This window comes from Rhodoferax ferrireducens, from assembly GCF_003347515.1.
Taxonomy (GTDB): Bacteria; Pseudomonadota; Gammaproteobacteria; order Burkholderiales; family Burkholderiaceae_C; genus Rhodoferax.
The window spans coordinates 1-25,345 of sequence record NZ_QEII01000235.1 but is presented as its reverse complement, the minus strand read 5'-3'; the positions used below and the strand labels follow the sequence as shown (position 1 = coordinate 25,345).

Annotated in this window: 28 protein-coding genes and 3 tRNA genes; 26 read left to right on the top strand and 5 right to left on the bottom strand. The window is 64.4% G+C overall.

Annotation, left to right across the window (positions count from 1 at the left end; genetic code table 11):
- Nucleotides 1-10 precede the first annotated feature (10 nt).
- Complete coding sequence (apaG, locus tag C5P05_RS05600) at nucleotides 11-403, bottom strand: Co2+/Mg2+ efflux protein ApaG (RefSeq protein WP_114968871.1); 393 nt, start codon at nucleotides 401-403, stop codon at nucleotides 11-13.
- Nucleotides 404-472: 69 nt separating this feature from the next.
- On the opposite strand from apaG, the gene rpe reads away from it, so the two are divergent.
- Nucleotides 473-1,153 (top strand): ribulose-phosphate 3-epimerase, encoded by a 681-nt coding sequence (gene rpe, locus C5P05_RS05595; protein WP_114968888.1) that lies wholly within the window; start codon nucleotides 473-475, stop codon nucleotides 1,151-1,153.
- Nucleotides 1,154-1,165: 12 nt separating this feature from the next.
- Here rpe and C5P05_RS05590 read toward each other — a convergent pair whose 3' ends face one another.
- Nucleotides 1,166-1,516 (bottom strand): hypothetical protein, encoded by a 351-nt coding sequence (locus C5P05_RS05590; RefSeq protein ID WP_114968870.1) that lies wholly within the window; start codon nucleotides 1,514-1,516, stop codon nucleotides 1,166-1,168.
- 189 nt (nucleotides 1,517-1,705) lie between these two features.
- Nucleotides 1,706-2,179: a type II secretion system protein N gene (locus tag C5P05_RS05585; RefSeq protein ID WP_232834357.1), complete on the bottom strand. Its 474-nt coding sequence runs from the start codon at nucleotides 2,177-2,179 to the stop codon at nucleotides 1,706-1,708.
- 49 nt (nucleotides 2,180-2,228) lie between these two features.
- Between C5P05_RS05585 and gspG the strand changes: the two genes are divergently transcribed.
- From gspG to gph, 13 genes are all read left to right on the top strand, one after another.
- Complete coding sequence (gene gspG / locus C5P05_RS05580; RefSeq protein ID WP_114968869.1) at nucleotides 2,229-2,672, top strand: type II secretion system major pseudopilin GspG; 444 nt, start codon at nucleotides 2,229-2,231, stop codon at nucleotides 2,670-2,672.
- On the top strand, nucleotides 2,644-3,120 hold the full coding sequence (locus tag C5P05_RS05575; protein ID WP_114968868.1) for a prepilin-type N-terminal cleavage/methylation domain-containing protein: 477 nt from the start codon (nucleotides 2,644-2,646) through the stop codon (nucleotides 3,118-3,120). The genes gspG and C5P05_RS05575 overlap by 29 nt, the downstream gene beginning before the upstream one ends.
- Nucleotides 3,117-3,473 carry a type II secretion system minor pseudopilin GspI gene (gene gspI / locus C5P05_RS05570; protein ID WP_114968867.1) on the top strand — a complete coding sequence of 119 codons (357 nt, stop codon included), beginning with the start codon at nucleotides 3,117-3,119 and terminating at the stop codon, nucleotides 3,471-3,473. Before C5P05_RS05575 ends, gspI begins: the two co-directional genes overlap by 4 nt.
- On the top strand, nucleotides 3,473-4,150 hold the full coding sequence (locus C5P05_RS05565; protein ID WP_114968866.1) for a PulJ/GspJ family protein: 678 nt from the start codon (nucleotides 3,473-3,475) through the stop codon (nucleotides 4,148-4,150). Before gspI ends, C5P05_RS05565 begins: the two co-directional genes overlap by 1 nt.
- On the top strand, nucleotides 4,147-5,118 hold the full coding sequence (gspK, locus tag C5P05_RS05560; RefSeq protein ID WP_114968865.1) for a type II secretion system minor pseudopilin GspK: 972 nt from the start codon (nucleotides 4,147-4,149) through the stop codon (nucleotides 5,116-5,118). The genes C5P05_RS05565 and gspK overlap by 4 nt, the downstream gene beginning before the upstream one ends.
- The gene (gspL, locus tag C5P05_RS05555) at nucleotides 5,115-6,365 is read left to right on the top strand and encodes a type II secretion system protein GspL (RefSeq protein WP_232834356.1); all 1,251 of its coding nucleotides are present in this window, start codon (nucleotides 5,115-5,117) and stop codon (nucleotides 6,363-6,365) included. Before gspK ends, gspL begins: the two co-directional genes overlap by 4 nt.
- On the top strand, nucleotides 6,362-6,841 hold the full coding sequence (gene gspM / locus C5P05_RS05550; protein WP_114968864.1) for a type II secretion system protein GspM: 480 nt from the start codon (nucleotides 6,362-6,364) through the stop codon (nucleotides 6,839-6,841). The genes gspL and gspM overlap by 4 nt, the downstream gene beginning before the upstream one ends.
- A 51-nt stretch (nucleotides 6,842-6,892) precedes the next feature.
- The gene (gene gspN / locus C5P05_RS05545; protein WP_332871337.1) at nucleotides 6,893-7,660 is read left to right on the top strand and encodes a type II secretion system protein N; all 768 of its coding nucleotides are present in this window, start codon (nucleotides 6,893-6,895) and stop codon (nucleotides 7,658-7,660) included.
- A gap of 6 nt (nucleotides 7,661-7,666) precedes the next feature.
- The gene (gspD, locus tag C5P05_RS05540; protein ID WP_114968862.1) at nucleotides 7,667-9,796 is read left to right on the top strand and encodes a type II secretion system secretin GspD; all 2,130 of its coding nucleotides are present in this window, start codon (nucleotides 7,667-7,669) and stop codon (nucleotides 9,794-9,796) included.
- A gap of 18 nt (nucleotides 9,797-9,814) precedes the next feature.
- Entirely contained in the window at nucleotides 9,815-11,206 is a 1,392-nt protein-coding gene (locus C5P05_RS05535; RefSeq protein ID WP_114968861.1) for a GspE/PulE family protein, read from the top strand.
- Nucleotides 11,207-11,320: 114 nt separating this feature from the next.
- Complete coding sequence (gene gspF, locus C5P05_RS05530) at nucleotides 11,321-12,559, top strand: type II secretion system inner membrane protein GspF (protein ID WP_114968860.1); 1,239 nt, start codon at nucleotides 11,321-11,323, stop codon at nucleotides 12,557-12,559.
- 377 nt (nucleotides 12,560-12,936) lie between these two features.
- Nucleotides 12,937-14,019, top strand: coding sequence for a porin (locus C5P05_RS05520; protein ID WP_232834355.1), 1,083 nt, complete (start codon nucleotides 12,937-12,939; stop codon nucleotides 14,017-14,019).
- A gap of 96 nt (nucleotides 14,020-14,115) precedes the next feature.
- Nucleotides 14,116-14,853, top strand: a complete 738-nt coding sequence (gph, locus tag C5P05_RS05515; protein ID WP_114968858.1) for a phosphoglycolate phosphatase — start codon at nucleotides 14,116-14,118, stop codon at nucleotides 14,851-14,853.
- On the opposite strand, the gene C5P05_RS05510 is transcribed toward gph, so the two are convergent.
- Together C5P05_RS05510 and C5P05_RS05505 are read right to left on the bottom strand one after the other, a co-directional pair.
- Nucleotides 14,850-16,664, bottom strand: a complete 1,815-nt coding sequence (locus tag C5P05_RS05510; RefSeq protein ID WP_114968857.1) for a methyl-accepting chemotaxis protein — start codon at nucleotides 16,662-16,664, stop codon at nucleotides 14,850-14,852. The genes gph and C5P05_RS05510 overlap by 4 nt on opposite strands.
- Before the next feature lie 114 nt (nucleotides 16,665-16,778).
- A complete protein-coding gene (locus tag C5P05_RS05505) occupies nucleotides 16,779-17,363 on the bottom strand; it encodes a chalcone isomerase family protein (protein WP_114968856.1) in 585 nt (194 codons plus the stop codon).
- Between the two features lie 365 nt (nucleotides 17,364-17,728).
- On the opposite strand from C5P05_RS05505, the gene C5P05_RS05500 reads away from it, so the two are divergent.
- From C5P05_RS05500 to C5P05_RS05450, 12 genes are all read left to right on the top strand, one after another.
- Nucleotides 17,729-19,231 (top strand): anthranilate synthase component I family protein, encoded by a 1,503-nt coding sequence (locus tag C5P05_RS05500; RefSeq protein ID WP_114968855.1) that lies wholly within the window; start codon nucleotides 17,729-17,731, stop codon nucleotides 19,229-19,231.
- 3 nt (nucleotides 19,232-19,234) lie between these two features.
- Complete coding sequence (locus tag C5P05_RS05495; protein WP_114968854.1) at nucleotides 19,235-19,831, top strand: anthranilate synthase component II; 597 nt, start codon at nucleotides 19,235-19,237, stop codon at nucleotides 19,829-19,831.
- A gap of 58 nt (nucleotides 19,832-19,889) precedes the next feature.
- Complete coding sequence (locus tag C5P05_RS05490) at nucleotides 19,890-21,062, top strand: GntG family PLP-dependent aldolase (RefSeq protein WP_114968853.1); 1,173 nt, start codon at nucleotides 19,890-19,892, stop codon at nucleotides 21,060-21,062.
- A 10-nt stretch (nucleotides 21,063-21,072) separates the two neighbouring features.
- The gene (locus tag C5P05_RS05485; protein ID WP_114968852.1) at nucleotides 21,073-21,807 is read left to right on the top strand and encodes a LysE family translocator; all 735 of its coding nucleotides are present in this window, start codon (nucleotides 21,073-21,075) and stop codon (nucleotides 21,805-21,807) included.
- A gap of 15 nt (nucleotides 21,808-21,822) precedes the next feature.
- Nucleotides 21,823-22,869 carry an anthranilate phosphoribosyltransferase gene (trpD, locus tag C5P05_RS05480; RefSeq protein WP_114968851.1) on the top strand — a complete coding sequence of 349 codons (1,047 nt, stop codon included), beginning with the start codon at nucleotides 21,823-21,825 and terminating at the stop codon, nucleotides 22,867-22,869.
- Between the two features lies 1 nt (nucleotide 22,870).
- Nucleotides 22,871-23,011 (top strand): hypothetical protein, encoded by a 141-nt coding sequence (locus tag C5P05_RS33995; RefSeq protein WP_198674633.1) that lies wholly within the window; start codon nucleotides 22,871-22,873, stop codon nucleotides 23,009-23,011.
- Complete coding sequence (gene trpC, locus C5P05_RS05475; RefSeq protein ID WP_114968850.1) at nucleotides 23,004-23,798, top strand: indole-3-glycerol phosphate synthase TrpC; 795 nt, start codon at nucleotides 23,004-23,006, stop codon at nucleotides 23,796-23,798. The genes C5P05_RS33995 and trpC overlap by 8 nt, the downstream gene beginning before the upstream one ends.
- 108 nt (nucleotides 23,799-23,906) lie before the next feature.
- Nucleotides 23,907-24,674 (top strand): uracil-DNA glycosylase, encoded by a 768-nt coding sequence (locus C5P05_RS05470; RefSeq protein ID WP_114968884.1) that lies wholly within the window; start codon nucleotides 23,907-23,909, stop codon nucleotides 24,672-24,674.
- 65 nt (nucleotides 24,675-24,739) lie between these two features.
- Nucleotides 24,740-24,825: transfer RNA gene (locus tag C5P05_RS05465), tRNA-Tyr, on the top strand.
- A gap of 88 nt (nucleotides 24,826-24,913) precedes the next feature.
- Nucleotides 24,914-24,987, top strand: a tRNA-Gly gene (locus C5P05_RS05460).
- A gap of 62 nt (nucleotides 24,988-25,049) precedes the next feature.
- Nucleotides 25,050-25,124: transfer RNA gene (locus C5P05_RS05455), tRNA-Thr, on the top strand.
- 99 nt (nucleotides 25,125-25,223) lie between these two features.
- On the top strand, nucleotides 25,224-25,345 hold a 122-nt coding region (locus tag C5P05_RS05450), incomplete at its 3' end, for a GTP-binding protein (RefSeq protein ID WP_232834345.1).

The window sequence follows — 25,345 nt, the reverse complement described above, 5'->3', positions numbered from 1 at the left end:
CGGCGCGCCATCAATGCAGAGTCCGCGTGCCGCCGCTGGCGCTCAGGGCGTCCAGCACGAACATGGGCACGTCGGTGTCGAATTTTTCACCGTCTTCCGCCACGCAGAAAAAGCTGCCGTGCATGGTGCCGGTCGGGGTGCGCAGGCGTGTGCCGCTGGTGTATTCAAAAGCCTGGCCCGGCTTGAGCAGCGGCTGCTGCCCCACCACGCCCAGGCCCCTGACCTTTTCGGTGTGACCGTTGGCGTCATTCACGTTCCAGGTGCGCGAAATCAACTGCGCCGGCACCTCGCCAATATTGGTGATGGTGATGGTGTAAGAAAACACATACAGGCCCTGTTCCGGCGACGACTGCTCGGCCAGATACAGGGGTTCTACTTCAACTCGAAATTGGTACTTGGACATGTTGCAATGCTACCTGCGAAAATAAGCCTCTTAAGTGCCCTGTCTTTTACCCCCGACTTTATAAGCCCTATCGCCATGACCTTTCGCATCGCCCCCTCCCTACTCTCCGCCGACTTTGCCCGCCTGGGGGAGGAGGTCAAGGATGTCATCGCCGCTGGCAGCGACTGGATCCATTTTGACGTGATGGACAACCACTACGTCCCCAACCTCACTTTCGGGCCCATGATTTGCAGCGCCCTCAAACCGCATGCCAAAACCGCCGCCGGGGTGGCGGTGCCTATCGACGTGCACCTGATGGTGCAGCCGGTCGATGCGCTGGCCGCCGCCTTTGCCGACGCTGGCGCCGACCTCATCAGCTTCCATCCCGATGCCTCGGGCCATGTGCACCGCAGCATCCAGGTCATCAAGGCCAAGGGCTGCAAAGCCGGCCTGGTGTTCAACCCGGCCGAGCCGCTGGACGTGCTGGACTGGGTGATTGACGATATTGACATGGTGCTCATCATGAGTGTCAACCCCGGCTTTGGCGGCCAGAGCTTCATTGACTCGGCGCTGCGCAAGATCGAGGACGTGCGCCGCCGCATCACCGCCAGCGGCAAGGATATCCGGCTGGAGGTCGACGGCGGCATCAAGGTGGACAACATCCGCCGCGTGGCCGATGCCGGGGCCGACACTTTCGTGGCCGGCAGTGCCATTTTTGGCAAGCCGGACTACAAGGCGGTGGTGGACGCCATGCGCGCGGCCTTGTCCTGAGCCCGCCACCCCTTAATAAAGGACGGGGAGTCTGGAAAACAACAAGGCCGAGCTGCCGTCCGGGTAACGCGCATCAAAACAGCGGGTGCATTGTTCGCAGAACAAATGCGAACGGATGACGTTATTGGCGCGCAATACCAGTTGCAAAGGCGCGTCGCAATGCGGGCAGTTTTCCCGCATCTGGCCAACCGGTATCACGTCCTCCGCCACGATGCCATCAGCGACCTCCACGCCCTTGACGACTTGGCGGGGATCGAGTTCGAGCAGCGAAAAAAAGCTGCCACCCTGCGCCCTCAAGTGAGCGCCCGGTCGTTCAGACGAAGGTGATAAACGAGGAAATGGAATGCACGTATCCATAGACATGATGTGATCTCCCACAAAGCAGTCTGTCAATAGGGGGCCGGCGCAAGTGGCAAGCCGGAATTCTGAATCCTGCCGATCGTGTCACGCGATCATCAAAGAGCAGGTGTAAATAGCTATTCTGCTCAATCGCCCGCGCCTTTTCAAGCCAGAACATGTCACAGAACGTGTCATGTTCTTGTCAGATCAATTTCAGGGTTGTACCAGCGGCGGCAGTTCCAGCGTGAGTGAGACCGGCGCGTCGACACTGGCGGCCAGGGCCGCGCTACGGGGCGCGACCGAGTGCAGCACCAGCGCATCATCGACGCGCGCGCCGACCCGGTACGGTTGGGCCGGTTTGCCGTCGATGGCAATCACGGCATAGCCGCCGGTACGGCGGTCGGCCACCACGCCGGTCAGCTTGAAGCGGCTGGCGCTGGTGTCAGGGCGCGCACCGGGGGCGGCTACCACGCTGGCCTGGCCACCGCCCAGCAGGCGTGCTACGGCTTGCGGATCGGCCGGCGCGGCAATGGACGTCAGCAGCGCCGCGCTGGTGGGTGCGGGGACCGTGGCCGTCCACTTCAGTACCCAGAAGGCGGCACTGGCGGCGGCCAGGGCGGCCAGCGTAAAAGTGGCCGTCCGGAGCCACCAGAGGCTGTACGAGGGGTGGTGCGCGTGCATCTGCATGGGTGGATTATCATTGAAGCGACCCAGACTTACGAGTGACGCCAACCCCATGAAAATTTATTCCGCAAGCTTGTCACGCCGTGTCCAGAGCGGCTTCACGCTGATCGAACTGATGGTGGTGCTGCTGATCATCGGCGTGCTGGCAGCGCTGATCGTGCCCAATGTGCTGGAGCGCGCTGACGACGCGCGCGTGACGGCGGCCAAGACCGACGTCAACAACCTGATGCAGGCGCTCAAACTCTACCGGCTGGACAACCAGCGCTACCCCACGGCCGAGCAAGGCCTGCAGGCCCTGCGCGCCAAGCCCACGACGGCGCCCGTGCCGCCCAACTGGAAGTCCTACCTCGACCAGCTGCCCAATGACCCCTGGGGCCAGCCCTATGTTTACCTCAACCCCGGCATCAAGGCGGAAGTGGATGTGATGTCCTTCGGCGCCGACGGCCAGGCCGGCGGCGAGGGCAAAAATGCAGACGTCGGCAGCTGGCAGCCCTAGGCGCCGCGGCGCCGGCTTCACGCTGCTGGAGTTGCTGGTGGTGATGGCCATTGTCGCGATGGTCTCGGCCGGTGTCGGCTTTGCCATGCGCGACGCCTCCCAGGTGCAGCTCGACCGTGATGCCGAGCGTCTGGCTGCCTTGCTGGAGTCGGCCCGCGCCCGCTCACGGGTGACGGGCGTGGCTGTCCATTGGCGCGCCAGCGCCACCGGTTTTCGTTTTGACGGCCTGGCGCCGGCCGAGCTGCCGGAGCAATGGCTGGACCCGGACACTGGCGTGGCCGCGAGCGCGGGCATGACGGGCGCGGAATCGGCCGATCTGTTGCTGGGCCCAGAGCCCATCATCGGGCCGCAGGCGGTGCTGCTGGTGTCGCGCAGCCAGCCCGGCCGCAGCGTGCGGGTGGCGACCGACGGCGTGCGCCCGTTTGCCGTGCAAGCCGCGCTGCCGTGAAAAGAACGCGCGGTTTTACCCTGGTCGAGGTGCTGGTGGCGCTGGGCATTGTGGCCATCGCCCTGACGGCGGGTTTGCAGGCCACGGCCGCCCTGACCCGCCATGCGCAACGCCAGTCGGACGTCTTGCTGGCCCAGATTTGTGCCGAAAACGAACTCATCAAGAGCCGCTTGTCCAAGCAGATGCCCGACGTGGGCGACAGCCGCGTTGGCTGCGAGCAGGCCGGCCAGGCCTTCAGCGTGGCCGTGGCGGTGCGGCCCACGCCCAATCCGAACTTTCGGCGCGTCGACGCGCAGGTGTTCAGCGGCGACGAGCCGGTGCTGCGCCTGTCCACCGTGGTGGGGCGCTACTGATGAACCGGTGGCTGGCTGCATCGCGCCGGACGGGCGGCTTCACCTTGATCGAGTTGCTGGTGGCGATCGCCTTGATGGCCTTGATGGCCGCCCTGAGCTGGCGCGGTCTCGACGGCATGACGCGCGCGCAGGCGCAGATGCGCCAGCATTCGGACGATGTGCTGGCCCTGCAGGCCGGACTGGCGCAGTGGGGCGCCGACCTGGATGCGCTGGCCGTGCAGCCGAACACCCCGAGCCTGGACTGGGATGGCCGCGCCCTGCGCATCCTGCGCCGCAGCACGGTCAACCCCGGCGAGGGCTTGCGCGTGGTGGCTTGGTCGCGCCGCAATGAGGCCACTGGCGGCCAGTGGCTGCGCTGGCAGTCGCCACCGCTACGCACGCGTGGCGACTTGCAGCAGGCCTGGCAAAAAGCTGGCCTGTGGGCGCAAAACCCTAGCGACGAGGAGCGCCAGCGCGAGGTGCGCATCGTGCCACTCGACCAGTGGCAAATCTTCTACTACCGCACCGATGCCTGGAGCAACCCGCTCTCCAGCGCTGGTGCGGCCAGCGACGGTCAGGCGGCGGCGCCCTCGATTCCGGACGGCATTCGCCTGGTGCTGACGCTGGCGCCGGGCCAGGCCATCAGCGGCACCCTGACACGCGACTGGCTGCGCCCCACCGTCGGGGGCGGCAAATGAAGCGCCAGGGCGGCGCCGCCATCCTGACCGCCATGCTCACCGTGGTGCTGGTGGCCAGCCTGGCCTCGGCCACCTTGTGGCAGCAATGGCGCGGCGTCGAGGTGGAGGCGGCCGAGCGCAGCCGCACGCAGTCGGCCTGGGTGCTGGTCGGCGCGCTGGACTGGGCGCGGCTGATCCTGCGCGAGGACGGCCGCAAGGGCGGGGCCGACCACCTGGCCGAACCCTGGGCGGTGCCGCTGGAGCAAGCCCGTCTGTCCACCTTTCTGGCCGCTGATCGCGGCAATGCCCAGACGGCTGACGACACCCAGGACGCCTTTCTGTCCGGGCAGATCATTGATTTGCAGTCGCGCCTCAACGTCGCGAATCTGGTGCAGGACGGCAAGATCCATGAACCCAGCCAACTGGCCTTTGCCCGCCTCTTTGACTTGCTGAGCCTGCCCGCCGGCGAACTGACGGCCCTGGCCGAGAACCTGCGCCTGGCGCAGGACACCGGTGCCGGCAAAGGCGGGGACGCCGCCCCGGCTCCTTCCCCCAATTCACCGCTGTGGCCGCAGGACGTCGATCAGCTGGCCTGGCTCGGCCTGTCGCCACGAAGCATTGCCACCTTGCGCCCGTTCATCACCCTCCTGCCGGTGCCTACCCCCGTCAACCTCAACACCGCGCCGGCGGAAGTCCTCTACGCCAGTGTGGCCGTCTTTGAGATGGCCGATGCGCACCGTCTGGTGACGGCCCGAAACACCACCCACCTGGCGGTGCTGACCGATGCCGGCAAGGCAGGCGGCAATGCGGCCGCCAAGTTTGTCGACGGACTGCACAGCGTGTCCTCGCGCTTCTTTGAAGTGCGAGGCAGCCTGCAAGTGGACAAGACCACGGTGCAGGAGCAATCCGTGGTGCAGCGCGATGGCCGGGAAGTGAAAACGCTGGGGCGAAAACGCAGTGTGCTGCCCGTGGCGGCGCCCCTACAATGACCGCCACGCCCACCCTCACGCGCATGACCACCCTGATCGTTACCCTTCCTTCCCAGCCTTCGGATACCGCGGCCCTGTACGACTACGTGCTCACCAGCGATGGCCGCACGGTGGATGCGCAATCGTGCGCACCACTGGCGCTGTTGCCGGCGGCGGGTCGCGCGGGCGAGGTGGTGGCCCTGGTGGCCGCGCACCACCTGTCGTGGCATCAGGTGCAGCTGCCCAAGGGAACGCTGGGTCGTCGTTTTTACCAGGAAGCCAGCAGCACGCGCGTGCGCGCCGTGCTGGAAGGCCTGCTGGAAGAGCGTCTGCTGGACGAGACCTCGCATCTGCACTTCGCCATCGAGCCCGCGCCCCAGGCTGATGCGCCGGTGTGGGTGGCCGTGTGCGACCGCGCCTGGTTGCAGGCGGCGCTGCAAGCCCTGGAGCAGGCCGGGCGGCCGGTGAGCCGCATCGTGCCCGAGTTCGCGCCCGACAGCCCGGGTGAGCTGCTGTATGTGGTCGGCGAGCCTGACGAGGCGCAGATGGTCTTTGCCGGCCGGGGCGGTGTCGCCGTCTGGCCCCTGTCCGCCGCGTCGGTGGCGCTGTTGAACTGGCCCGAAACCGCCGGCGTGGTGGCCGAGCCCGCCGTGGTGGCCCTGGCCGAGCAGCTGTTCAAGCGCAACGTCAGCTTGCAGCAAAGCGCGCAGCGCCGGCTGCAGGCGAGTCAGTCGGCCTGGGACCTGGCGCAATTTGAGTTCTTGAATTCCAGCCGCGCCCGCACCTGGAAGCGGGTCGCCGAATCCCTGGGCAGTCTGCTCGCGCCGCGCTGGCGTGCTGCCCGCTTCGCCGTGCTGGCGCTGCTGGCGATCAATCTGGTCGGCCTGAACGCCTGGGCCTGGAAAGAGCAAGCCGTGGTCAAGGCCCAGCGCGCCACTATTCGCGAGTTGCTGACCAGCACTTTTCCGAAGGTGCAGGTGGTGGTGGATGCCCCGATCCAGATGGCGCGCGAAGTGGCGGCGCTGCAGCAGGCCAGCGGCGCGCCCTCGGGCCGGGATCTGGAGACCCTATTAGGGGCTTTTGGGGCTGTAGCCCCCGTGGGTACTGCGCCAGTTGCTATTGAATTTGTAACGGGTGAAGTGCGCCTGAAAGGGCTCAGCCTGCCGTCCGAGGCGCTCGCAGCGGTGGCCTTCAAACTCAAGCCGCAAGGTTATGTGGCCAGCCCCGAGGGCGACAGCCTGCTGCTCAAACAGGTGGCCGTGCCATGACGCTGCCGCCCCGCCTTCAGGCCCGCTGGGACAGTATTTCGCGCCGGGAGCAGCAACTGCTGCTGGCCGCCTTGGCGCTGGTGCTGGGCGCCGTGCTGTGGTGGGTGGCGCTGGCACCGGCTCTGGCCACCTTGCGTACCGCCGAGCGGCAACACCAGTTGCTGGACGCCCAACTGCAGCAGATGCAGCGCCTGCAAGCGCAGGCCAAAACGCTGCAAGCCCAGGCCCCGATGTCTTTCAATGAGGCGCGGCGCTTGCTGGAGGCCTCGGTGAAACCGCTGGGGTCTGCAGCGCGTCTCAGCATCGTGGGCGAGCGCGTCACGCTCAACCTGCAGGGGACAGCCCCGGACGCCCTGGCGCAGTGGCTGGCGCAGGCACGCCTGAATGCGCGCGCGGTGCCGAGCGAGGCGCGCCTGCTGCGCAATGCGGCGGGCACCTGGGACGGCATGCTGGTGCTGACCCTGAGCGCGCGCTAGTCCCGCCGTCCCATGTCGCGTACTTATCCTTTGGCTTCAACGAATCGTCCCATGACAGCGCCCTGGGCTTGGGCCTGGGCCGGCGCCTTGCTGGGGCTGGTGCTGGCGACCTTGCTGAATGCGCCGGCCCGCTGGCTGACCGGCGCGCTGCAAGCGGCCAGCCAGGGGCGGGTCGTTTTGGAGGATGCCCGCGGCACGCTCTGGCAGGGCTCGGCCCGGCTGGTGCTGACCGGTGGCGCCGGCAGCGCGGATGCCGCCGCCTTGCCCGGGCGCCTGAGCTGGCGGCTGCGCCCCGACTGGTCGGGCCTGCAGGCCGACTTGCGGGCCGACTGCTGCATGCAGCAAGCCTGGCGCTTCAAGTTGGAACCGCGCTGGGGCGGTGCCCACTTGGTGCTGGCGGACAGCCTGTCGCAGTGGCCGGCGCAATGGCTGGCCGGCCTGGGCACGCCGTGGAACACGGTGCAGGCCGAGGGCCAGCTGATGTTGTCGACCCAGGGACTGAGCCTGGAATGGGCGGCCGGGCGCCTGCTCATGGCCGGGCGCGCCCAGCTCGACGCGATGCAGATCTCGTCGCGCCTGTCCACGCTCAAGCCCATGGGCAGTTACCGCATCACCGTGCTGGGCGGTGCGACGCCGACGCTGCAGCTCGACACCCTGGATGGCAATCTGCAGCTGTCGGGCCGCGGCCAATGGGTGGGCGCCACGCTCCGGTTTGACGGCGTGGCCAGTGCCACGCCCGAGCACCTGGACGCCGTGTCCAATCTCCTGAATATCATCGGGCGGCGCGATGGCGCACGCGCCATCATCAAAGTGGGTTGAATCCGTATGAAATCTCGTTTTTTCCAGACGTCTCGATCTGCTCTCTGTTTAATAGCTGCTCACGCTGTATTGGCGGTGGCTACAGGTCTTTTTTCCATAAATTTGCAGGCGCAGACAATGGCCGTCAAGGCGGGCGAACCGGTCACGCTGAACTTCAGCAACGCCGAGATCGAAGCCGTGGCGCGGGCCATGGCCGGCATCACCGGCGTCAATGTGGTGGTGGACCCGCGCGTCAAGGGCACGCTGACGCTGGTGACCGAAAAACCGGTGAGCCGCCTGGTGGCGATGAACCAGTTCCTCGCCGCGCTGCGGCTGCAGGGCTTCACCATGGTCGAGTCGGCCGGTTTGTACAAGGTCGTGCCCGAGGCCGATGCCAAGCTGCAAAGCGGCGCGGTGACGGTCAGCGAGGGCGGCGTCGGCGGCGGCGCCCTGGGCAACCAGATCAGCACGCAGATCTTCAAGCTCAACTTCGAGTCGGCCAACAACATGGTGCCCATCCTGCGCCCGCTGATCAGCCCCAACAACACCATCAACGCCAATCCTGGCACCAACTCGCTGGTCATCACCGACTACGCTGACAACCTGCGCCGCATGGCGCGCATCATCGCCGCCATGGATGTGTCGAATGCCAGCGATGTGGAGGTGCTGCCGCTCAAGCATGCGATTGCCGTCGATCTGGCGCCGCTGGTGCTGCGGCTGGTGGAGTCCTCGGGTGGCACGGCCGTGGCCGGCCAGGCCGACACCTCGTTCAAGACCACGCTGATCGCCGAGCCGCGCTCGAACAGCCTGATCCTGCGCGCCGCCAACCCGGCCCGGGTCGCACTGGTCAAGTCCCTGGTGAGCAAGCTCGACCAGCCGAACGCCGCCAGCGGCAATGGCGACGCCGGCAACATCCATGTGGTGTACCTGAAGAATGCCGATGCCACCAAGCTGGCCGCCACCTTGCGCGCCGCCATCACCGGCGAGGTCCGCACCGCGGCCGCGAGCACGGGTGCCACCAGCACCAGTGCCAGCGCCACCAGCCCGGCGGGCATGGCGACGTCTTCCGGGTCGTCCACGCCGGCGGCGTCCACCGGCGGCCAGGTGCAGGCCGATACGGCCGCCAATGCGCTCATCATCACCGCGCCGGAGCCGCAGTACCGCCAGTTGCGCGCCGTCATCGACAAGCTCGATGGCCGCCGCGCCCAGGTGCTGGTGGAGAGCCTGATCGTCGAGGTGAACACCGACCGCGCGGCCGAATTCGGCATCCAGTGGCAGGGCGCCCTGGGCCAGAACGGCGACGGCGTGATTGGCCTGCTGGGGACCAATTTCGGCGCCGCCGGCAAGAACATCATCAACCTGGCGACCGGGGCCGCCAGCGGCACCGTGGCGCCGGGGACCGGTCTCAACATTGGCGCGGCGCGCAAGACCAACGGGGTTTACGTGCTGGGCTTCCTGGCGAATTTCCTGGAGTCCAGCGGCAGCGGCAACGTGCTGTCCACGCCCAATTTGCTGACCCTGGACAACGAGGAGGCGAAGATCGTGATCGGCGAGAACGTGCCCTTCGTCACCGGCTCCTACACCAGCAACAACACCAGCGGCAACTCGGTCAACCCCTTCACCACGGTCGAGCGCAAGGACGTGGGCCTGACGCTCAAGGTCAGGCCGCAAATCAACGAGAACGGCACCGTCAAGCTGGTAATCTACCAGGAGACCTCGGCGGTCAAGGCCGGCACCGAGCTGGCGGCCAACGGCCCGACCACCAACAAGCGCACCATCGAGTCGACCGTGCTGGTCGATGACGGCAACATCGTGGTGCTGGGCGGGCTGTTGCAGGACACGTACACCGGCAACCAGGACAAGGTGCCGGGCCTGGGCGACGTGCCGTTTTTTGGCAATCTGTTCAAAAGCGAGGCGCGCGGGCGCAAGAAGACCAACCTGATGGTGTTCCTGCGGCCGGTGGTGGTGCGCGACGCGCAAGCCACCGACCGCCTGTCGGTGGACCGCTACGACCTGATGCGCGCCGGCCTGAAGGACGCGCAGCCGGCGCCCAGCAGTGTGCTGAACATCAACGAGTCGCCGCAATTGCCGGCCCTGCCGCTGCTGCAGCCGGTGCTGCCGCCGGCCACGCCCCCGGGCACCTCGACGCTACCCTGAGCCGAACATCGGTCTGCCATGCGCTACCCGCTGCCTTACGCCTTTGCCCGCACCCACCAGCTGCTGCTGGAGGAGGACGCCTCGGGTGTGCTGACCTTGTGCCTGCACCCCGACTCGGGCGCCAGCGCGGTGAGCGAGGTCTTGCGCAAATACGCCGTGCGCCAGCTGCAGGCGCTGCCGCCCGAGGTGCTGATCCAGCGCATCAGCGCCGCCTACGCGCAGGGCGAATCGAGCGCCGCCATGGTGGTGAGCGAGGTCGAGAGCGACGCTGACCTCTCCCGGATGATGCAGGACCTGCCGGCGATCGAGGACTTGCTGGAGACCTCGGACGACGCGCCCATCATCCGCATGCTCAACGCGCTGCTGACGCAGGCCGCGCGCGACGGCGCCAGCGACATCCACATCGAGCCCTACGAGCGCCACTCCAGCGTGCGCTTTCGCGTCGACGGCACCTTGCGCGAGGTGGTGCAGCCGAACCGCGCGCTGCACGCGGCGCTGATTTCACGCCTGAAGATCATGGCCGATCTGGACATTGCCGAGCGCCGCCTGCCGCAGGACGGCCGCATCTCGCTGCGCATCGGCACCCGCGCCGTCGATGTGCGCGTCAGCACCCTGCCCAGCGCGCATGGCGAGCGCGCCGTGCTGCGCCTGCTGGATAAATCGGAGGGCAAGCTGAGCCTGGAAGGCCTGGGCATGCAGGGCGACGTGCTGGCCCGCTTCCAGCGCCTGATCGAGCAGCCGCACGGCATCATCCTGGTGACCGGGCCGACTGGCTCCGGCAAGACCACCACCTTGTACGCGGCGCTGAGCCGGCTGGACGCGGCGCGCAGCAACATCATGACGGTGGAAGACCCGATCGAGTACGAGCTGGCCGGCGTCGGCCAGACCCAGGTCAACGCCAAGATCGATCTCACCTTCGCCAAGGCCTTGCGCGCCATCCTGCGGCAGGACCCGGACGTGATCATGATCGGCGAGATCCGCGATTTCGAGACCGCCCAGATTGCGATCCAGGCCTCGCTCACGGGCCACCTGGTGCTGGCCACGTTGCACACCAATGACGCCACCAGCGCCGTCACGCGTTTGACCGACATGGGCGTGGAGCCCTTCCTGCTGAGTTCCTCGCTCTTGGGTGTGCTGGCGCAACGCCTGCTGCGCAAGCTGTGCCTGCACTGCCATGGCGCCGGTTGCACGTTTTGTGGCCAGACCGGTTATGCCGGGCGCAGCGGCGTGTTTGAACTGCTGGTGACCGATGACGCGATTCGCGCGCAAATCCACAACCGCGCCGCCGAGGCCGACATCCGCACGGCGGCCCTGGCTGGTGGCATGAGCTTGATGCGCGACGACGGTGAACGCCTGGTGCAACTCGGCCTGACCTCGCGCGAAGAGCTGGTGCGCGTGACGCGGGACTAATATGGCGCCCCCACGCTTGTCACTTCGTGTACTGCGCTGCCCCCCGAGGGGTCCGGCCTTGCTGGGGGCGGCCCGGCGCTGCGGCCCGCCTGCGGAATAACGTAGAGCAACGCCATGCCGGTCTATTCATTTGAAGCCCTGACCGCCGAGGGGCACACCCGCAAAGGCGTGATCGAGGCCGACTCGGCCAAGGCGGCGCGCGGCCTGCTGCGCGGCCAGGCCATGGTGCCTTTGAAGGTCGATAGCGTCGGCGCCGATTCCACTCAGATGCCGGGTCAGGCCGGCTCGGGTCTGGGCGGTCGGGCTTTCAGGCGCCGGGTTTTCAACGCCAACGGCCTGGGCGTGTGGACGCGCCAGCTGGCTGGGCTGGTCTCGTCCGGCCTGCCGCTGGAGCGGGCGCTGACTTCGCTGTCGGACGAGGCCGAGCGGGAGGGTGAACGCCATCTGGTGGCTTCCCTGCGCGCCGAGGTCAACGGCGGCTCGACCTTTGCCCGGGCCCTGGGACTGCATCCGCGGGAGTTCTCCGCTATTTTTGTGGCCGTGATCGGTGCCGGCGAGCAAAGCGGCAAGCTCGGCCTGGTGCTGGAGCGCCTGGCCGACGACCTGGAAGAGCAGCAGGCGCTCAAGGCCAAGCTCATCGGCGCGGCGCTGTACCCGGCCATCGTGACCCTGGTGGCGATCGCCATCGTGTTGTTCCTCGTCACCTACGTGGTGCCGCAGGTGGCCCATGTGTTTGCCGGCAGCAAGCGGGCATTGCCCTTGCTGACCGTGCTCATGATCGGCCTGAGTGACTTCGTGCGCAGCTATGGCTGGTTGATGCTACTTGCTATTGTTTTGATAGTTATCGGCGCACGTTTTGCGCTGGCTAAGCCCGTATTTCGTGAAAAGTTTGATGGTGCCTGGCTGAACCTGCCGATTCTGGGCAAACTGGCGCGCAGCTACAACACCGCGCGTTTTGCCAGCACCCTGGCCATGCTCGCTGCGGCCGGCGTGCCGATCCTGAAGGCCTTGCAGGCGGCGGCCGAAACCCTGTCCAACCGCGCCATGCGCGCCGACGCGCTGGATGCGCTGGTGCTGGTACGCGAAGGCGCGCCGCTGGCCTCGGCGCTGGCGCAAAAGAAACGCTTTCCCGGTCTGCTCGCCATGTTCGCCCGTCTGGGCGAGCAAACCGGCCAGCTGCCGCTGATGCTGCAGCGCGCTGCCACGCAACTGGGCACCGAAGTCGCGCGCCGCGCCATGCAGCTCGCCACCCTGCTGGAGCCGCTGCTGATCGTGGCCATGGGCGTGGTGGTCATGCTGATCGTGCTGGCCGTGCTGCTGCCCATCATTCAACTCAACCAGTTGGTGAAGTAGCGCAGGGCCCGGGTTTCGTTCAGCCCCCGGATCAAGGTAAACCCGAAGTCGATGTCTTGTTGTTGACGCTCACCCCGGGCGGCTGAAACAACTTGATCCAATTTGGAACGGGCTTGTATCGCTGTGATTTGACGCCGCTGGCGCATCCCCGTGTTCTCTAGCCAGCCTGGTCCGACGCCTTTCCGTATCGCTCCCAAGCGCCTTTGCCCAGCGAGCGCGGCCTGCGCGCCCGATGCTTGGCTGTGCAACTCTGTCGCAATTTGCGAAAACCGACGCCCCGCTATCCCGCCGCCCGGCCATCCGGCACGCATTTTGCGGTGACGAGTTGTCACAAACAGTTGCGTGACTTTTTACAAACAACGACGAGGAGCTATTTAATGAGCGAGATGGTGAAGCATTCAATGCAGAAAAAATGGGTGGCCATGGCGGCCCTGGCGCTGGTTTGCGGCGCGGCAGCGGCCCAAAGCTCGGTGACGGTTTACGGCAATGTCGATTTGGGCTTGCTGTGGCAAAACAATGCGGCGCCTACGGTGTCCACGACCCAGGTCTACAACGGCGGCATCGCTCCCAGCATCTGGGGCTTTCGTGGCTCGGAAGATCTGGGTAACGGCCTGAAGGCCAATTTCAATCTGGAATCGCACTTTTCCGCCGACACCGGCGCCTCCGTTGGCCCGCTGTTCCGCCGGCAGGCGAATATCGGCCTGTCATCGGCCAGCCTGGGTACCTTGACCCTGGGCACCATGTACAGTCCGGCGGTCCTGGCTTTTGCCGCGACCGATCCGCGCGGTTTGCGCGAGAACTTTTCCGGCCTGTATTCATGGGCTTACAACTCGGGCGTTCTGGCCGGCCCCAACACCAACAGCGATGTCGGCGTGTTCCTGCACAACGCCATTTCCTACAGCAACACCGTGGGTCCGGTGAACCTGGCGCTGGGTTACAGCGTGGCTGAAAACAACCCGGTCGGCCCGACCGGCGGCGCCGTGCTGGCGCTGGGTGCAAGTTACGCCGGCCCGGTCTCCTTGTCAGCCGCTTACCAGGCGACCAATCGGGCCAACACGTCCGAGCGCCTGAGCGCCGTGTACTCGGTGGGCGCGGGCTACACCCTGGGCGCCTTGACCGGCAAGCTCAACTACCTGCGTGGCACGAACAAGGATGCCGCCGGGAGCGAGGTCAGCAATGTGGAGGTTGTTGGCCTGGGCCTGGACTGGAAACTCGCGTCGAACAACACCGTGATCGCCGCCGTCTACTATGGTCGGGACAAAAATGCCGATACCAACAAGACCACCTCATTCATCCTGAGCGATGAATACGCCTTGTCCAAACGCACCACCCTGTACGCCACGCTCGCCTATGTGGATGCCGATGCCAATGCGAATCTCCTGACGACCATCGTGGCGGGCGGCACCAGTGCCAACACCAACGCCACGCTGCTGAACGTGGGCATCAAGCACTCGTTCTAGGCGCGCGGCGTGTCCCTGTCATCCGGGGTGACCCGGCTGGCAGGGACAAGCCAAGTAAACTGGCTGGCTCGATCTGTTGGGCTTGCTGTGAAATCCATGAACTTGAACCACTTTGATGTGGACGCGGTCATCGTCGACCTGGACGGTACGATGGTCGACACCCTGGGCGATTTCGGAGTCGCACTCAACGCCATGCTGGGCGATTTGTCGCCACCTTTTGATCGCCACCAGGTGGACCGCGCCACCGTCATGCGCCTGGTCGGCAAAGGCTCGGAGCATTTGATAAAAAGCGTTCTGGCCCTCGTCCATTCTGCGCAGGAGGCTATTAATTTAAGAGGAAATGAGCAACCAGCGGCCGGACGGCAAAGCGATGAACTGGCGCATCTCTATCTGCAGGCCTGGCCCAGCTACCAGCGTCACTACCAGCGCATCAACGGCCAGCACGCGGAGGTCTACGCCGGTGTCGTGGCCGGGCTCGGCTATCTCAAGGCCCGCGGCTTGAAGCTGGCGTGCCTGACCAACAAGCCCACGGCGTTTGCCCTGGCGCTGCTCAAAGCCAAGGGCCTGGATGGATTTTTCGATCTGACCTTTGGCGGCGATGCGTTTGAGCGTAAAAAGCCCGATCCCCTGCCACTGCTCAAAACCTGCGAGGCACTGGGAAGCTCGCCGCAGCGCACCCTGATGATTGGTGATTCGAGCAACGACGCCCAGGCGGCCCGGGCGGCCGGTTGCCCGGTGTTACTGGTCACCTACGGCTATAACCACGGCGAGCCCATTCGCGCCGTGGATGCCGATGGATTTACCGATTCATTGCAGAGCCTGATCCCGGCTTAAAAGGTTTCCCAGTCCGAGTCAGCGCCGGCGGCAGGTGCGGCCTTGACGGGGGCCTTGGGGCTCGCTGGCCTGGCGACGACCATCTTGGCCGGCGTAACGGACGCCTTGGCAGCAGGCGTGGGTGCCGGTGATCTGGCTGCCGCGCCCTTGGGCACGCCAACCCCACGTCGCTCGGTGCCCTTGAAGGGCGGCGCCCCGGGCTTGTGCGAGCGCACCGCGGCGGTGGGGAGCGTGATGCCGTGCTGCGTGTCACGCGCATCCAGCTTGAATACCGCCACCGTCTGCACCAGTTCCAGTGCCTGTGATTTCAGGCTGCTGGCCGCGGCCGCCATCTCTTCGACCAGCGCCGCATTTTGCTGGGTGGTCTGGTCCATCTGGGTCACCGCGTTCCCGACCTGCGACACGCCGGCACTTTGTTCGCTGCTGGCGGCGCTGATCTCACCCATGAGGTCGGTCACGCGTTTGATGGAACTCACGACCTCGGTCATGGTGGTGCCGGCCTGGTCGACCAGGGTCGTGCCCTGTGCCACGCGCTCCACACTGGCGTTGATCAAGGACTTGATTTCCTTTGCCGCTTCGGCCGAGCGCCCGGCCAAGGAGCGCACTTCACTGGCCACCACGGCAAAGCCGCGGCCCTGCTCGCCGGCGCGCGCCGCTTCCACCGCCGCGTTCAGGGCCAGGATGTTGGTCTGGAAGGCAATGCCGTCAATGACTTGAATGATGTCGGATATCTTGCGCGAGGCGTCGTTGATGCCCTTCATGGTGTCCACCACCTGCGACACCACTTCACCGCCCTTGACGGCCACGGTCGAGGCACTGATGGCCAGCAGGTTGGCCTGGCGGGCGTTGTCGGCGTTTTGTTTGACGGTGGCGCTGAGCTGCTCCATGGAGGAGGCGGTCTGTTCCAGGGCGCTGCCTTGTTGCTCGGTGCGGGCACTCAAGTCGTTGTTGCCCTGCGCAATCTCGGCGCTGGCGGTGGCCACGCTTTCGGCGCCCTGGCGCACCTGGCTCACGATGGCCGCAAACTTGTCGCGCATGGCGACGATCGCGCTGAGCAGGCTGGCCTGCCCCTGGTTCGCCAGGGCGATTTGGACCGTGAGGTCGCCTTCGGCCAACCGGTGCGTGATGTCCGTCGCGTACGCCGGCTCGCCGCCGAGTTGCTTCGAGATGCTGCGTGAAATCAAAAGGCCCATGGCCAGCAAAATTCCGGCGAGCACCAATGCGCCGATAGAAAAAACGAGGACCCGGCCGGCGATGACGGAATCTACCGTGTCCACATAAACACCCGAGCCGATGATCCAGCCCCATGGCGCAAATCCCTTGACATAAGAGACCTTCTGTACCGGTTGCTCACTGCCCGGCTTGGGCCACTGGTAGTAGACAAAGCCGGCGCCGCTGGCTTTCACCACGTTGACGAACTCGACAAACAGCCGCTGGCCATTGGGGTCCTTGCTGTCGGACTGGTCCTTGCCATCCATTTCCGGCCGGATCGGATGCATCACCATCTTCGGCTGCATGTCATTGATCCAGAAATACTCGGTGCCGCTGTAGCGCAAGTCTTTCAGCGCCGCCATGGCCCCCTGCTTGGCGTCTTCATCGGACATTTTTCCCTTGCCCACCAGGGCGTGAAAGTGGACGACCAAGCCGTGCGCCGCTTCGACCGATTGGCGCACGGCGTTTTGCCTTTCTTCCATGATCAATTGCCGCTCCGAGATCAGGAACATGGCGGCCAGGAGGGCGATACCCAAAATGGCGCTGACGATCAGCAGTGTCAGACGCTTGGCGATGGTGAAGGAAGATAGCTTGAACATGGGGACCCTAAGACAGTTGGACGACTCGCCGCGGATCATTCTATGCGCAGGTGTTTTTCCGCAAATATCAAGAACGGATGGCGCAAGCGGCTGCCTCGCCGACTTGTTTATTTCTTACTTGCTGCTCAGCAGCGCCTCCTTGAGTTTCCAGTCGGCCGGGACCGGACCGAGCCAGATCGACATCAAGGCCTTGAAAAATTCGGGCTCCTTGAAGGGCTCGCCCTGCACCTTGCCCTTGACCGTGATGACGCTGCCACTCGTGGGGATCCATTCGATCAGGAAGTTGTCGCCGGCCAGCATTTTCTTCTGATCCGAGAAGATCTGGCTCATGCGCATCAGGCCAGGGATCAGCTTGGACATTTCGCTCCTGCTCATGTTGTCTTCCATGCCCCGCGTCAACAACTTGCCCAGTTCAGCGGCATCAATGTCGCGCAACATGGTGATGCTCAGGCGCTTCGCGCCAGCCTGATTGACAACGTCATCGGGCGTGCCGACTTTCTTGCCCAGGTACAGGCCGGCGACGTAGACCTTGAACGGTCCCTTGTAGCGTGTGCCCGCGCCGTTGAGCTGCAGCCGGCTGCCCTGCACGTCGGCATTGTCTTCCAGCTTGACGCCGTGGATTTCCACGCTTGCCGCCAGGGCGTTGAAGGCGAGGAGGCCAGCGAGCGTCGCCAAGGCCATGGATTTGAAGCGTTGCATGAGATTCCTTATTAATAGAACGACCGTGCTATTTTGACGGTGTCCGCATTTTCAAGTGCTTTGCCGTGGCGCGCAACAGGGTTTTCGATGACGGGGCCAAGGTGGCCATGGTCAGCGGGACGCCCGGGGTTTGCTACACTGCCAGTATGTTCATTCACCGCATCAGCATCACAGGTTGTAGCGACCGGGGAGCCTGGCCCTGGCGTCCGCTGCAAGGAACGACGGCGCGCGCCTGAGTTCCTCCCCCTCCGTGTCTGAATGAACCGCAGCCCACCGGGCTGCTCGCTGGACCTACCGCGTACTGATGGCAACATGCCCGGTTCGCGCGCCCAAGGTCCGGCACTGAATTGAAAGAATCCTGTCCCATGATCTCTGAACTCGAATTCAAAAGCCTGAGCGCCCAGGGCTACAACCGCATTCCCCTGATGGCAGAAGCTTTTGCCGATCTGGAAACCCCCTTGTCGCTGTACCTGAAACTGGCGCATTCCAAGGATGGCGGCAAATACAGCTTTCTGCTGGAGTCCGTCGTCGGTGGCGAACGCTTTGGCCGCTACAGCTTCATCGGCCTGCCGGCCCGGACCTTGGTGCGTGCCATGGGTTTTGGGGCCGATGCGCGCACCGAGGTCGTCACCGACGGCGTGGTGGTGGAAACTTCCAGCGTCAACCCGCTGGATTTCATTGCCGATTACCAAAAGCGTTTCAAGGTGGCGCTGCGCCCCGGTCTGCCGCGTTTTTGCGGTGGCTTGGCCGGCTACTTTGGCTACGATGCGGTGCGCTACATCGAGAAAAAGCTGGAAGCCTCGTGCCCGCCCGATACCCTGGGCTGTCCCGACATCCTGCTGCTGCAGTGCGAGGAGCTGGCGGTGATCGACAACCTGTCGGGCAAGCTGTACCTGATTGTCTATGCCGACCCGGCCCGTCCCGAGGCCTATTCCAATGCCAAGAAGCGCCTGCGCGAACTCAAGGAGCAGCTGAAGTATTCGGTCAGTGCCCCGGTCGTCAAGCCGACGCAAAGCCACACCGTCGAGCGCGAATTTGCCAAGGCCGACTACCTGGCCGCCGTGGAACGCGCCAAGGAACTGATCGCCGGGGGCGACTTCATGCAGGTGCAGGTGGGGCAGCGCCTCAAGAAGCGTTATACCGAGTCGCCGCTCTCGCTGTACCGCGCACTGCGGGCCCTGAACCCCTCACCCTATATGTTTTATTACCACATGGGTGACTTCCATGTGGTGGCGGCCTCGCCCGAAATCCTGGTGCGCCAGGAGTCCGTGGCCGGTGGCGAGCAGAAAGTCACCATTCGCCCGCTGGCCGGCACCCGGCCCCGCGCCTCCTCACCCGAACTGGACAAAGCGGTCGAAGTGGAACTGATCAACGACCCGAAAGAGCGTGCCGAACATGTGATGCTGATCGATCTGGCGCGCAACGACATCGGCCGCATCGCCAAGATTGGTTCGGTCAAGGTCACCGAAGCCTTCGCGGTGGAGCGTTACAGCCATGTGATGCACATCGTCAGCAACGTCGAAGGCACTTTGCTGGACGGCATGAGCGCCATCGATGTGCTCAAGGCCACCTTCCCGGCCGGCACGCTGACCGGTGCGCCCAAGGTGCACGCCATGGAGTTGATCGACCAGCTGGAGCCGAGCAAGCGCGGCCTGTACGGCGGCGCCTGCGGCTACATCAGTTATGCCGGCGACATGGACGTGGCCATCACCATCCGCACGGGCATCATCAAGGACCAGACCCTGTACGTGCAGGCCGCCGCCGGCGTCGTGGCCGACTCGGTGCCCGAGCTGGAATGGAGAGAAACCGAGGCCAAGGCGCGCGCCCTGCTGCGGGCCTCGGAATTGGTGGAAGAAGGACTGGAGTAAATCATGCGCACAAAAATCAAACTCCTGATGATCGACAACTACGATTCCTTCACCTACAACATCGTCCAGTATCTGGGCGAGTTGGGGGCCGAGGTGGAAGTCTTTCGCAACGACGAAATCACGGTGGCAGAGATTGACGCCCGCTTGCAGGCGGGCCAGCTCGACAGGCTGGTGGTCTCGCCCGGGCCTTGTTCACCGGCCGAAGCCGGCATTTCGGTCGCGGCCATCCAGCATTTCGCCGGCAAGCTGCCGATTCTGGGCGTGTGCCTGGGGCATCAGGCGATTGGCGCGGCCTTCGGCGGCAAGATTGTCCGGGCGCAGCAGCTGATGCACGGCAAGACCAGCGTCATCACCACCACGCAAGAGGGCGTGTTTGCCGGCTTGCCGGCGCAGTTCACCGTCAACCGCTACCACTCGCTGGCGATTGAGCGCCCGAGCTGCCCCGACTGCCTCAAGATCACGGCCTGGACCGAGGACGGCGAGATCATGGGTGTGAAGCACACCACGCTGGACATCGAGGGCGTGCAGTTTCATCCCGAGAGCATCCTGACCGAGCACGGCCACGCCATGCTGCAGAACTTTCTGACGCCACGGGTTTGATTGTCTGCTATTAATTGAGTAGCTGTTTGCGCTTACTTTACGGGGGCTAGAGGCTTAAATGATTAAAATTATTGACCTGCGCAGCGACACCGTGACGCAGCCCACGCTCGCCATGCGGGAGGCGATGCTGGCCGCGCCGCTGGGGGATGACGTGTTTGCCGACGACCCCAGCGTCAACGCCTTGCAGGAGCAGATCGCGGCCCTGCTGGGTTTCGAGGCGGCGCTGTTTGTGCCGACCGGCACGCAGAGCAATCTGTGCGCCATCCTGGCCCATTGCCAGCGCGGCGACGAGTACCTGGTCGGCCAGATGGCGCATTGTTATCGTTGGGAGGGTGGCGGTGCCGCCGTGTTTGGCAGCGTTCAGCCGCAGCCGCTGAATCACCAGCCCGATGGCAGCTTGCTGCTGGCCGACATTGATGCCGCCATCAAGCCCGACGACGCGCACTTTGCGCGCACCCGGCTGCTGGCGCTGGAAAACACCTTGGGTGGCAAGCTCTTGCCCCTGGACTATTTGCAGCAAGCCACCGAGCTGGCCCAGAGCAAAGGCCTGAGCCGTCATTTGGACGGTGCCCGCCTGTTCAACGCAGCGGTGGCGCAAGCGGCGCAGGCCGGGGGCAAGCTGGCCGGCGCCGGGCCGTCCCAAAGCGGCCACGGCCCCCTCGGGGGGCAGCGAAGCACACAAAGTGGCGAGCGTGGGGGCAACGTCTTTACTGAAGCGCGCCGCATCGCCCAGTGTTTTGACAGCGTCTCCGTCTGCTTCAGCAAGGGCTTGGGTGCGCCGGTTGGCTCGGCCCTGTGTGGCAGCCGGGATTTCATCGCCCGCGCCCACCGCATCCGCAAAATGGCGGGCGGCGGCATGCGCCAGTCGGGCCTGCTGGCGGCTGCGGCCTCGTATGCACTGGACCACCATGTGGCGCGCCTGGCCGACGACCACGCCCTCGCGCAGCGCCTGGCTGACGGCTTGGCCCGCCTGCCGGGTCTGATCGTGGAGCCGCCCCAGACTAATATTCTCTTCGTCGACTTGATCGATGATGCCCGGGCGCGTTCCGGTGACCTGATCCCCTACCTGGCGACGCGGGGCATTCTCGCCACCGGCCTGTACCGCCTGCGCTTTGTCACGCACCTGGACGTCGATGTCGCCGGCGTTGACCAGACGGTGGCGGCGGTGCGGGATTTCCTGGCGGCCGAGCCGGCGACGACGGACCGCTCGCCTCCAATTCGCGACGTTTGAAAGCTCTGTCATGTTCTACGGAATCGATCATCTCGGCCTCTTCATCGCCGCCGGCATATTGCTCAACCTGACGCCGGGCCCCGACGTGCTCTACATCGTGACCCATTCGCTCAAACGCGGCTGGCACGCGGGGGCGGTGGCGGCGCTGGGCATCACGGCGGGCTGTTTTGTGCACATCGCGGCGGCGGCCCTGGGGCTGAGTGCCTTGATGGCGGCGTCCGGCACCGCGTTCTCGGTTCTGAAGTGGCTGGGCGCGGCCTATCTGGTGTACGTGGGCTGGACGATGTTGGGCTTGGCCTTGCCGGGCCGGCCGAAATCAGCCGGCCTGGACGCGGCTGCCCGACCGTCACCGAATGGGGCAGCCTCCGAAGCAGCTACTGATTCAATAGCTGCTACCGCAATCAATACGGTGGCTACAGGCCAAAATGATCTGAAAAAGGTGTTCATGAAGGGCTTTTGGACCAATGTGCTGAACCCGAAAGTCGCGCTGTTTTTCCTCGCGTTTTTGCCGCAGTTCATCGCGCCGGGAGCGCCGGACAAGACGCTGGCCTTTGTGCTGCTGGGCCTGATCTTCAACTTCAATGGCCTGTGGGTGAACCTGGCGTACGCCGCGCTGGGCGCTGCCGTGTCGCAACGCTTTGCCACGCTGCGCCGCGGCATGCACTGGCTGGAGCGCGTAGCCGGTGCAGTATTCATCGGATTTGGCCTGAAACTCGCTCTGACGGACAATCCCATCCATCCCTAAACCAGTCAATGCATCATGCCGAACACCCACAAGATCACCCCGCAAGAAGCCCTGCTGCGCACCATCGAGCACCGGGAAATTTTTCACGACGAGATGTTGCACATCGTGCGCCAGATCATGAACGGCGAGTGGTCGCCGGTGATGATGGCGGCCTTCATCACTGGCTTGCGCGTGAAGAAGGAAACCATTGGCGAAATCACCGCCGCCGCGCAGGTGATGCGCGAGTTCTCCACCAAGGTCCATGTGGCGGACAAAACCCATCTGGTCGACATCGTCGGCACCGGCGGCGACGGCTCGCACACCTTCAATATCTCGACCTGCGCCATGTTTGTGGCGGCGGCGGCGGGCGCCAAGGTGAGCAAGCACGGGGGCCGTAGCGTCAGCAGCAAGAGCGGCAGCGCCGACGTGATGGAGTCGCTGGGCATCAACATCAACCTGTCGCCGGAAGCGATTTCGAAGTGCATTGCGCAGGTCGGGGTCGGTTTCATGTTCGCGCCGAATCACCATCCGGCCATGAAAAATGTGGCGCCGGTACGCAAGGAACTGGGCATCAAGACCATCTTCAACCTGTTGGGGCCGCTGACCAATCCGGCCGGCGCGCCCAACATTCTGATGGGCGTGTTCCACCCGGATCTGGTGGGCATCCAGGTGCGGGCCCTGCAGCGCCTGGGTGCCGAGCACGCCGTGGTGGTGTATGGCAAGGACGGCATGGACGAGGTGTCACTGGGCGCGACCACGCTGGTGGGGGAACTCAAGAACGGCGAAATTACCGAGTATGAAATTCACCCGGAAGATTTCGGCATGGTCATGGCCAGCAACCGTGCGCTCAAGGTGGAAACGCCGGAGCAGTCCAAAGCCATGCTGCTGGGCGTGCTGGACAATCAGCCCGGTGCGCCGAAGGAGATTGTGATTCTCAATGCCGGCGTCGCGCTGTATGCGGCGAATGTGGCGGATTCTATGGCGGCCGGCGTGCAACAAGCGCGGGTAGCTATTGAATCAGGAGCGGCCAAGGCCAAGTTGGGGCAGCTGGTGACGGCGGCGCACGCGCTAAGCGGCGTCTGACATGAGCAGCCTCTGGCACGGCGAGGGCGCCTGGATTGCGCTGGGCATCTCCGCCCTTTTTATCGTGGTGGGTCTGGTGATGCACCGCGTTTTTATCAACATTTTGAAGAACGGCTCGCAGGAGCCGCCCAAGCATGACTGACATCCTGAACCAAATCGTCGCGGTCAAACGCGAGGAGGTCGCTGCGGCGCTGAACAAGAAATCCCTGACCTTGATGCGTGCGGATGCCGAGTCCCGCGTCTTGACGCGTGATTTTGTCGGCGCCCTGCGCGCCAAGATCGCGGCCGGGCAGCCCGCCGTGATCGCAGAAATCAAGAAGGCCAGCCCGTCCAAAGGCGTTCTGTGCGAGGATTTCATTCCGGCCGATATTGCGCAAACCTATGCCGAGCATGGTGCCGCCTGTTTGTCGGTACTCACTGATGTGCAGTTTTTCCAGGGCTGCGTGGACTACCTCAAGCAGGCCCGCGCCTCGTGCCAGTTGCCGGTGCTGCGCAAGGACTTTATCGTCGACGCCTACCAAGTGTATGAATCCCGTGCCATGGGCGCCGATGCGATTTTGCTGATTGCCGCCGTCCTGGACGACGTGCAGATGAAGGAATTCGAGACGATTGCCCGCAGCCTGGACATGGCGGTGCTGGTGGAAGTGCATGACGCGTCCGAGCTCGCGCGTGCCTTGAAGCTCAAGACACCCTTGATCGGCATCAACAACCGCAACCTCAAGACCTTTGAAGTGTCGCTCGACACCACCTTGTCCCTGATGCGCGACGTGCCGCCCGAGCGCCTGTTGGTGACGGAGAGCGGCATCCATACCCGCGAAGATGTGCTGCGCATGGGCGCTGCTGGCATCAACGCGTTTCTGGTGGGGGAAGCCTTCATGCGCGCGCCGGATCCCGGTGTGGCGCTGGCTGGACTGTTTGCTGCGGGCTGATGTGCCAGCACTGCACTGCTTCCGTAAAGTGCCAATTTGCTATTGATTCAGGAGCTGGTTGTGCATATTGCAAAAGAGCTACAGGCCAGTTTTCCTTTTGACTCGGCGCTGCCCGCCAGCGCCCCGGCAGCCTGCAATCCGGCCCGCCTGCGCGCCTGGGCGCCGGAGCGCTGGCCGGTGGACGAGGACTGGCGTCCCGTGTTGGATCGTTTTCTGGCCAGCGCGACGGGGCAGCAATTGGGTCGGTTTCTGCAGGAGCGACTGGCCAGCGGTGCCATCGTCTATCCACCGCAGCCCTTTCGGGCGCTGGTATTGACATCGCTGGCGCAGGTCAAGGTGGTCATTCTGGGGCAGGACCCCTACCACGGGCCGGGTCAGGCGGAGGGCTTGGCATTCTCGGTCGCACCGGGCGTCAAGCTGCCACCATCCTTGCGCAATATCTTCAAGGAAATTGCCCGCGACCCTCTGCTCGCAAACAGCGCCTTGCCCGCACCCACCGATGGGTCGCTGGTTCGCTGGGCGCAGCAAGGTGTTCTACTGCTCAATGCCTGTCTCACGGTGGAAGACGGCCTGCCCGCCAGCCATGCCCGGCGCGGCTGGGAGGAGCTGACGGACGCCATCGTCAGCGCCGTCTCTAACCTGGAAAATCCGGTGGTATTCCTGTTGTGGGGCGCGCATGCGCAAACCAAGCAGGGTCTCATCACCGCCAATGGCGCCCATGCGGCTAGTGCGCGGGCCAGCCATTTGGTGCTGACGGCCAACCACCCATCGCCCCTGTCCGCCATGCGGCCGCCAAAACCATTCATTGGCTGTGGTCATTTCGGTCTGGCAAATGCATTTCTCATGCAGCATGGGCGCACGCCGATCGCGTGGTAATTCGAAGTTTCTTAAATTAGATACGCAGGCACTGAGTTTTCATGTCATAATTTGCGGCTCACCTTGGAGAGGTGGCCGAGTGGTTAATGGCAGCAGACTGTAAATCTGCCCTCTTACGAGTACGCTGGTTCGAATCCAGCCCTCTCCACCAGTGACAGATTGACTGTTAGATAGCCGTTGGGGCGCGTGCTTATGTGAGTGCGGGGACACTGCAGCGGTAGCTTGCAAGGCAAGCCAGTGCGGGGTTCGTATAGTGGTAATACCTTAGCCTTCCAAGCTAAAGCGAGGAGTTCGATTCTCCTACCCCGCTCCACAGTTGATGTGTTGGTTTGGTTAGATAAGTTTTTGCCTGGTCTGTGTTTGCAGGTCAAGTTTGCCCATTTGGCTCAGTGGCAGAGCACTCCCTTGGTAAGGGAGAGGTCCCGGGTCCGATTCCCGGAATGGGCACCAGTTTTAGGTGTGTCAATTGGGTGTGCCAACTGGATGTTGGTGCTGGTTGATTACGATAATTTTTGATTTAACAGTCCAGTTACTTTTCGGAGTCTGATAATGGGAAAAGAAAAATTCGCACGTACCAAGCCGCACGTTAACGTCGGCACCATTGGCCACGTCGATCACGGCAAGACCACCTTGACGGCGGCCATCACCACCGTGCTGGCAGCTAAGTTTGG